This window comes from Marinobacter sp. ELB17, from assembly GCF_000169375.1.
Lineage (GTDB): Bacteria > Pseudomonadota > Gammaproteobacteria > Pseudomonadales > Oleiphilaceae > Marinobacter.
Window position 1 is genome coordinate 87,543 of sequence record NZ_AAXY01000013.1, and the last position, 6,924, is coordinate 94,466.

Sequence of the window (6,924 nt, forward strand, 5' to 3'; positions counted from 1 at the left end):
ACGCTACAGAATACATGTCGATGCAAAAGCGTGAATTGGCACACACAACCGTTGCAAACTGCGGGCTTTGAGTTAAGACTTCTAAAGTTAGACACACGCGTTAACAAGGAACGAACAAACCCGTGACGAGACAATTACTGATTGTAGAGGACGACCCGGGTCTGCAAAGCCAGATGCGCTGGTGCTTCACCGACGACCTGCAAGTGTCGGTTGCCGCCGACCGCGAAACCGCCCTTGCCCTGCTGCGACGACTGGAACCCGAAGTGGTAACCCTGGACCTGGGCCTGCCGCCAGACCCCGGCGGAAGCACCGAAGGCTTCGCCCTGTTGGAAGACATATTACGCCTGGCACCGATGACCAAAGTGATCGTGGTGACCGGGCGTGAAGAAAAAGAAAACGCCGTAAAAGCCATTGGTATGGGCGCCGCCGACTTCTACCAGAAACCGGTAGACGCCGACATTCTCGGCTTTGTGGTTAACCGGGCGTTCCGCCTGGCCGAGCTGGAAAAAGAAAACCTCGAACTGGCCAACCGCGACGTCACAAGCGTAAAAGGCATTATCGCGGCCAGCCCGCAAATGCTGGCCGTGTGCCGCACTCTCGAAAAGGTTGCGCCAACCGACATTACTACCCTGATCAACGGCGAAACCGGCACCGGCAAAGAAGTACTGGCCCGCGCCCTGCACGACCTAAGCCCAAGGGCGCACATGCCCTTCGCCGCCATCAACTGCGCGGCCATTCCAGATAACCTGCTGGAAAGCGAACTGTTTGGCTATGAAAAAGGCGCGTTCACCGGCGCCACCCAAAGCAAAAAAGGCAAAATTGAAAGCGCCAACGGCGGCACCCTGTTTCTCGATGAAATCGGCGACATGCCCATGGCGCTTCAAGCCAAACTGCTGCGTTTCCTGCAGGAACGAGTGGTAGACCGGGTCGGGTCACTAAAACCCACGCCAGTCGACGTGCGCGTGGTGTGTGCTACCCACCGCAATGTGAACGAACTGATTCAGGAAGGCACTTTTCGCGAGGACCTTTATTACCGCATCAGCGAAATCACCCTGGATTTGCCCGCGGTTCGTGACCGCGACGGCGACGCCCTGGTCATCGCCCAGTCACTGCTGAAAAGCCTGAGCAAACAGCTAGACCGGCCCGGCCTGAGCTTCGGTGAAGACGCCATCACCGCCATAGAAACCTACCCCTGGCCCGGCAACGTGCGCGAAATGATCAACAAAATAAAACGCTCAGTGATTATGGCCGACGGCAAACGCATCACCACAGATGACCTCCAGCTGCCCTTAAGCACCGACAACACAGACGCCAGCGACAGCCAGCTGAACCTGCGCAAAGTGCGAGAAAACGCCGAACGCGCCGCCATCGTTCAAGCCCTGCGCACCAGCAACTCCAACATGGCGCAAGCGTCCCGACTTCTTGGGGTTACCCGCCCCACCCTGTACAACCTGACTGACAAATACCGGATTAACACCTCAGCCGATGCAACAGAAAGCTGACCCGGGAATCGCGGACGGTGCCGGTGCCGGGGACGGATTTCAAATCCGTCCCCTACGCTAAAGATCAAACTGGGGACAGATTTCAAATCTGTCCCCTCACCCAAACTTAGGGACAGATTTCAAATCTGTCCCTTACCTTCATCGGAGCCATAAACGATGTCGATAACAACACCCAAGAAAAAACTCCCGCGGCTGATCCTGCTGGGCAGCCTGATTCTGCCCCTGCTAAGCGCCTGTAACAGTGGCCCGGACACCTCCGAAGCGCTGTCGCACCTGAGTCGCGCAGACACCTACGCCGAGCAGGGCCAATACCGCTCGGCCATTCTCGAAATCAAAAACGCTATCCAGACCGAACCAGAAAACGTCAACCACATCGCCCGGCTGGGCGAGCTCTATTTGGAGCTGGGCGCCAACAAACAGGCCGTTGAACTGCTGGAACCCTGGCTGAAAGACTACCCGCAAGCGGTAGCCCTGCCTTTAGCCCGGGCCTATGTGGAAGAACGCAAACACCTGTCGGCCATCGAAACCCTGGCATTGGCAAACCCCGAAAGCTCTGACGAGAAACTCGAAGCGTCCCTGATCGAAGCCAAAGCCATGCGCCTGTCTGGTGACGTTGACGGGGCAGTCACCGCCTACAGAGACATTAGCGCCAATTACTCCACCAGCGTAGATGCCATAACAGGGCTAATAGAGAGCCATATTCAACAAGGCAATGCCCGTACGGCGCTGGGGGCCGCCAACGATTGGCTGGCCAGCCACGAAACCACGCCAGCCGTTCTCTATCTAAAAGGCCTGGCCCAGTATCAACTTGACGAACTGGAGCCCGCCACCGCCACGCTGACAAATGCCGTCACAGGCATGCCAACGTCAGACATGTTTCTACCGTTAAGGGGCCAGTTATTGTCGCTGTTGTCACGAGTATTAACCGAACAGGGCAAAATCACCGAAGCCCAGGTATACGGCCGCATTTTGGCCGAACAAACCGACTCAGGCGCCCGGGAACAGGGCGAAGCCGTTATCGCCGCCATTCAAGCTGGCAACTTTGACGAAGCCAAAACCATGCTGCGGGACATGCGCAAGCTAGACCCAGACAACGAACAGTTGGCCTTAATGCTGGGCACATTGTCTGCAGGTACCGGTGAACTGGAAGAAGGCGCCGAATTGCTGTCCGGAAACCTGGACCCGGAAACCACCCCAACCCGCTTCATTCGGGCGTCTACCATGGCCCAGATTGACGTGGGCGAACGGGAAGAAGCACTGGCCACTCTGGAACGTGCCGTAAAAGCCCGGCCCAACGACAACGATCTGCTGGCCATGCACGGCGTTCTGGCTCTGAGCATGCCCGGTCAGGAAGCCGCAGGCGTCACCAGCCTGAGCAAAGCCATTAGCAACGAACCCGATCGCACCCGTTTAAGGATTGCGCTGGCCCGGCACTACATCAATAACCAGCAAACCGAACAGGCGCTGGGCCAACTGCGGATGGCGTTTACCACCCAGCCGGCAGATTGGGCAAGCACGGCGATCTATTTAAGCGTGCTGATAGACAGCGGCGAAACCCGCGAAGCAGAAGACGTACGCGACTCGCTGATCAATGGCTACGGCAACGAGCCCCAAGCGGTTTTACTGGCAGCCATCGCTGACGGGCGCATGGGCAACTCCGGCCCGGCCATCACCCGGCTTGAAAAGCTGACCACAGACAACCCGAACATGCAGCCAGCGCACCTGGCCCTGGCAAATCTGTATGCCTCAACCGATAACAGCGATAAAGCCGTTGAACAACTGCTAGCCGCCGCCGTCATTACGCCAGAGGTGATCGGGCCGCTGCAGCAGGCCGGCCAGCTATACGCCAGCAACCACAGCGTTGAGGAAGTTCAGCAGTGGCTGGGCACCGTTGCTGAAACGCATCCGCCACTGGCACCAAATGCCAGCTTGTTGTCTGCGTTAATCCACATACAACAAGGCGATGTAGAACAGGCGCGAACCCTTCTAGAGCCAATGGCCAACGAAGATAACCCCATCGGCTACAGAGCCTACGGTCAGCTACTGGCCGCAGAGTCTGTTTTAAGCGCACAGGCCGAAGATTACTCAACGGCCCTGGCTAAAGCAGCAGAAGCCATTGCCATACAGCCCGAAAACGTCGGCTTCGCACTGCTGCCCGCGCGCATACTGATTACCGAAGGTAAAAACACTGAAGCGTTAGAAGCACTTCAAGCCGCCGCAGAGACCCACGACAATCACGTTGCTATTCTGATGGCCCAGGCCGACCTGCAAATGAACCAACAGCAGGATCAGCCAGCGACCGAATTGTATGAACAAGTGGTGTTAGCGCAGCCCAACAACGTAGTGGCGCTGAACAACCTGGCCTGGCTGCTGCGCGAAAAGAACAACAGCCGCGCCATAGAACTGGCCAGCCGCGCCAGCGAGCTGGCACCCGAAGCGCCAGACATACTCGACACCCACGGATGGGTTCTGCACCTGGGCGGCAACCACGCACAAGCCAAGCCCATCATTGAGAAGGCCTTGGCGCTGGCGCCAGATAACGCAGAAATCCAAGCACACTTGAAAACCATAAACGAGGCACTGTAAAACAACCTGAAACCCCGCAGTCTTTGCAAACCGAAACCGGGGACAAGAAAGCCGGGGACAGATTTCAAATCTGTCCCCTATTTAACCCCCCCACCAAAACCGGCCCCTACCAACTTCCCTGCATAACCCAAAAAGCCGCTGAATCCCACATTCAGCGGCTTTTTTTATGGCGATGTCGAATTTCTTTACGCTGACGCTCACAACATTACCTTACCGCAACCCTCTAATTTTAAAGCTTTTCATGAAAAACTCACTCAACTTCAACGAGCGATAGCGCAATACGCCTGCCGAAAACGAGAAGCCCCCTAAAAGATGACATCATTGTATTCCCTACCGAATTACGCAGAAGATGTAGAAACAGCGAGGCCAATACAAACCCGGCGTCGACATTTTATACACTTATCATACCCTCGCACCCTCGATTACTTTTTAACCGATCCTACCCTTTTGTATTTTGAGTACTTTTTTAACTTGGCCCTCTTATTGCTAGTTAAAGTTACAAACCGCTTGCAGTTAAGGGGCAAAACTTCCCGGCTCAAACCCATTTTGCGCAGGGATTAGCAAAACACAGGGGAATGATTATGAAAAAAATACAACTGAAAACCACACTCCTTGCCAGCGCTTTCGCTGTTGCGGCTTTAGGTATGAGCTCGGTAGCAAATGCAGTGCCTATGCTTACAGGGCCTACTTTTAATGTCGGACCGGTGGGCGCGGGTTGCCCAACATACGCTTGCGCGGATCTTGGCAGCACTTTTGCCGGTTCCGGAGTTTCCGTTACCGGAGGCGCTATCGTTAATCCGGGAGTCGACGTATCCGGGGCTGCCGCCACGCCGGGTAAATACTTTGGCGATTTTGCCAAGACGCGTTCCTACAACGTAACCAGCTCAAAGAACGCTCCAACCGGTGCATCAAGTTCAGTCAAAGTTACCGGATTGGATGGTAAATTTGATTTTTACTGGGGTTCGATTGATCACGCCAACAATTTAGATTTTTACCTGAACAACAGTGTTTTAGACACCAGTACTGACCGCTATACTGGCACCCAGGCTTTGGCCCTTGCTTCAGCAGCATCGATTCCCACAGGCGCCAACGGTCGAACTGATGCTTACTTCACTTTCTCAGGGGACTTCGATGAGGTGAGGATGAGTTACAACGCCGTTGCCTTTGAATTCGCCCGCGCAGTACCTGAGCCAGGAACATTGGCGCTGCTGGGTCTTGGCCTTGCCGGTCTCGGCGCTGCACGTCGTCGCAAAGCTGCCTGAAACCATTGAGCGTTTGACGGGATCAGAAAGCCGGATTACGGCAGAGTGTTTGAAAAAGTCAGCTTCGGCTGACTTTTTTTGTGGGCCAGACCGGGGACAGATTTCAAATCTGTCCCCTACCTTCCACAAGCGCCCAAACCTGCCCCTCAATCCAGTGAACTCAAGGCAGCCCAAGCGTCGAGATTCTATACACTTCCCTCCGCAAGTGCCCAAGTGCAAGTGCCGGGGTCAGGTCTTGCGTTTTGCCCATGCCTTGCCATTTTACTGTAATCGTCTCAGTCCATTCCGGCTCAATTAGAATCACGGGAAGGAGTCAGGGAATGGCCAAACTGCTGCGACTGGAATTTTCCGGTGCGTTGGACCATCTGACGTCTCGCGAAAATCGGATTATTCAAGAAGCAAAACGCAAGACCTGCCCCAGAGAAATCCCTACAACATGGAATGGCTACGTGGAGAGCATCTCGGTACGGCTCGCCCCTGAACCAGCTACGCTAGCTTTGTTAGGCCTTGGCCCTGCAGGTTTAGTCGCTTCTCGTAAACGTCGAATTTCTTGACACTTCCTGAGCCTGCATTGCACTAGCAGCGCCGAGACTCAAGACAGTCATCGAGAAGGAAAAGCCAGTTCTTATGAGCTGACCTTTCTTGTCTGTCGCTCACAAAGGTCAAAGCGTCCAGAAAATGACCATCCAGTAATCATATCTTAAGGTGTGACTCTCCGGTAAGACCGTAAATTTAGTTGACCAGTTATCTCCTGTTGAATCTCATAGTTTTGAAGCCTGGGGGGCTCAAAACTCGAAGAGATGCCTCCATATACCCATCCGCTGGTGAAGTACACGCATTACAAAAACATCGTGCTCACGTTGCCGGTAAAAAATGGCATGCTTTTGGTGATCATGGCGGCGTACACCGACTGCAATTTCTGGACATTCCCAGCCCATCGATGGCGAGCCGGATAAAAGCTGAAAAGTTCTGTCCAAATCGTCGGTATAAATGTCAGCTTGAAGAGCTCCAAAATTAAGCAATGTGTACTCGTAGATAGCGGCAAAATCTTCAGCCGCCAGGTTTGAAAGCTTATACATGGTGTTGTTGTTTTACTCGAGCGGCAATGTCATGCAAAGACAGGTCGCTTTCTCCACTCCGCTCGCCAGCTTCCACGGCAGCTCTTAACGCGGCTAGCTGGTTTTCCTGACGCTCTAGCAATCGCAAAGCCGAGCGAACAACCTCGCTGGTTGAACCGAACCTTCCAGACTCAATGAGTTTACCTATAAAGTCATCTAACGGAGCCCCAATTGTAATACTGGTTGTTCTGGCCATGACACCACTCCACTTGTGTTGATAGTTAACACAATTATAGAGCCTCAAATACTTAACAACAAGTTGGCATTTTCTCCCGCAATCAGTCGCGGCTCTGAGCCGTCGCTGGTGGCACAACAGCCCCCTATCCCGACGCCCTTCTTCTATGTTTTCCCACTCATGAATAAACAGTATCCTCTGCACTATCAATACACACAGCAGACCCGCAAGGTTATGGCCAGACGGGAACCGGGGACAGATTTCAAATCTGTCCCCTACCT

6 protein-coding genes are annotated in these 6,924 nt (G+C 54.2%); 4 read left to right on the forward strand and 2 right to left on the reverse strand.

Annotated elements, in window-relative coordinates:
- Positions 1–122 precede the first annotated feature (122 nt).
- The 4 genes from prsR to MELB17_RS14835 all read left to right on the forward strand — a co-directional run bounded on the left by prsR (position 123) and on the right by MELB17_RS14835 (position 5,904).
- The gene (gene prsR, locus MELB17_RS14820) at positions 123–1,502 is read left to right on the forward strand and encodes a PEP-CTERM-box response regulator transcription factor (RefSeq protein ID WP_007351102.1); all 1,380 of its coding nucleotides are present in this window, start codon (positions 123–125) and stop codon (positions 1,500–1,502) included.
- A 156-nt stretch (positions 1,503–1,658) separates the two neighbouring features.
- The gene (locus MELB17_RS14825; protein WP_007351103.1) at positions 1,659–4,088 is read left to right on the forward strand and encodes a tetratricopeptide repeat protein; all 2,430 of its coding nucleotides are present in this window, start codon (positions 1,659–1,661) and stop codon (positions 4,086–4,088) included.
- A 581-nt stretch (positions 4,089–4,669) separates the two neighbouring features.
- Positions 4,670–5,350, forward strand: coding sequence for a PEP-CTERM sorting domain-containing protein (locus MELB17_RS25690; protein WP_007351104.1), 681 nt, complete (start codon positions 4,670–4,672; stop codon positions 5,348–5,350).
- A gap of 320 nt (positions 5,351–5,670) precedes the next feature.
- Positions 5,671–5,904 carry a PEP-CTERM sorting domain-containing protein gene (locus MELB17_RS14835; RefSeq protein WP_036184928.1) on the forward strand — a complete coding sequence of 78 codons (234 nt, stop codon included), beginning with the start codon at positions 5,671–5,673 and terminating at the stop codon, positions 5,902–5,904.
- Positions 5,905–6,135: 231 nt separating this feature from the next.
- Here the strand turns inward: MELB17_RS14835 and MELB17_RS14840 are convergent, their stop codons facing one another.
- Together MELB17_RS14840 and MELB17_RS14845 are read right to left on the reverse strand one after the other, a co-directional pair.
- Positions 6,136–6,429, reverse strand: a complete 294-nt coding sequence (locus tag MELB17_RS14840; RefSeq protein ID WP_007351105.1) for a type II toxin-antitoxin system RelE/ParE family toxin — start codon at positions 6,427–6,429, stop codon at positions 6,136–6,138.
- On the reverse strand, positions 6,422–6,664 hold the full coding sequence (locus MELB17_RS14845) for a type II toxin-antitoxin system ParD family antitoxin (protein WP_036184932.1): 243 nt from the start codon (positions 6,662–6,664) through the stop codon (positions 6,422–6,424). The genes MELB17_RS14840 and MELB17_RS14845 overlap by 8 nt, the downstream gene beginning before the upstream one ends.
- Between the last annotated feature and the right edge of the window lie 260 nt (positions 6,665–6,924).

Bases quoted from the DNA above. Each gene is read 5' to 3' on its own strand.
- MELB17_RS14825 (WP_007351103.1), top strand. From the start codon at position 1,659: ATGTCGATAACAACACCCAAGAAAAAACTCCCGCGGCTGATCCTGCTG.
- MELB17_RS25690 (WP_007351104.1), top strand. From the start codon at position 4,670: ATGAAAAAAATACAACTGAAAACCACACTCCTTGCCAGCGCTTTCGCT.
- MELB17_RS14835 (WP_036184928.1), top strand. From the start codon at position 5,671: ATGGCCAAACTGCTGCGACTGGAATTTTCCGGTGCGTTGGACCATCTG.
- MELB17_RS14840 (WP_007351105.1), bottom strand. From the start codon at position 6,429: ATGTATAAGCTTTCAAACCTGGCGGCTGAAGATTTTGCCGCTATCTAC.
- MELB17_RS14845 (WP_036184932.1), bottom strand. From the start codon at position 6,664: ATGGCCAGAACAACCAGTATTACAATTGGGGCTCCGTTAGATGACTTT.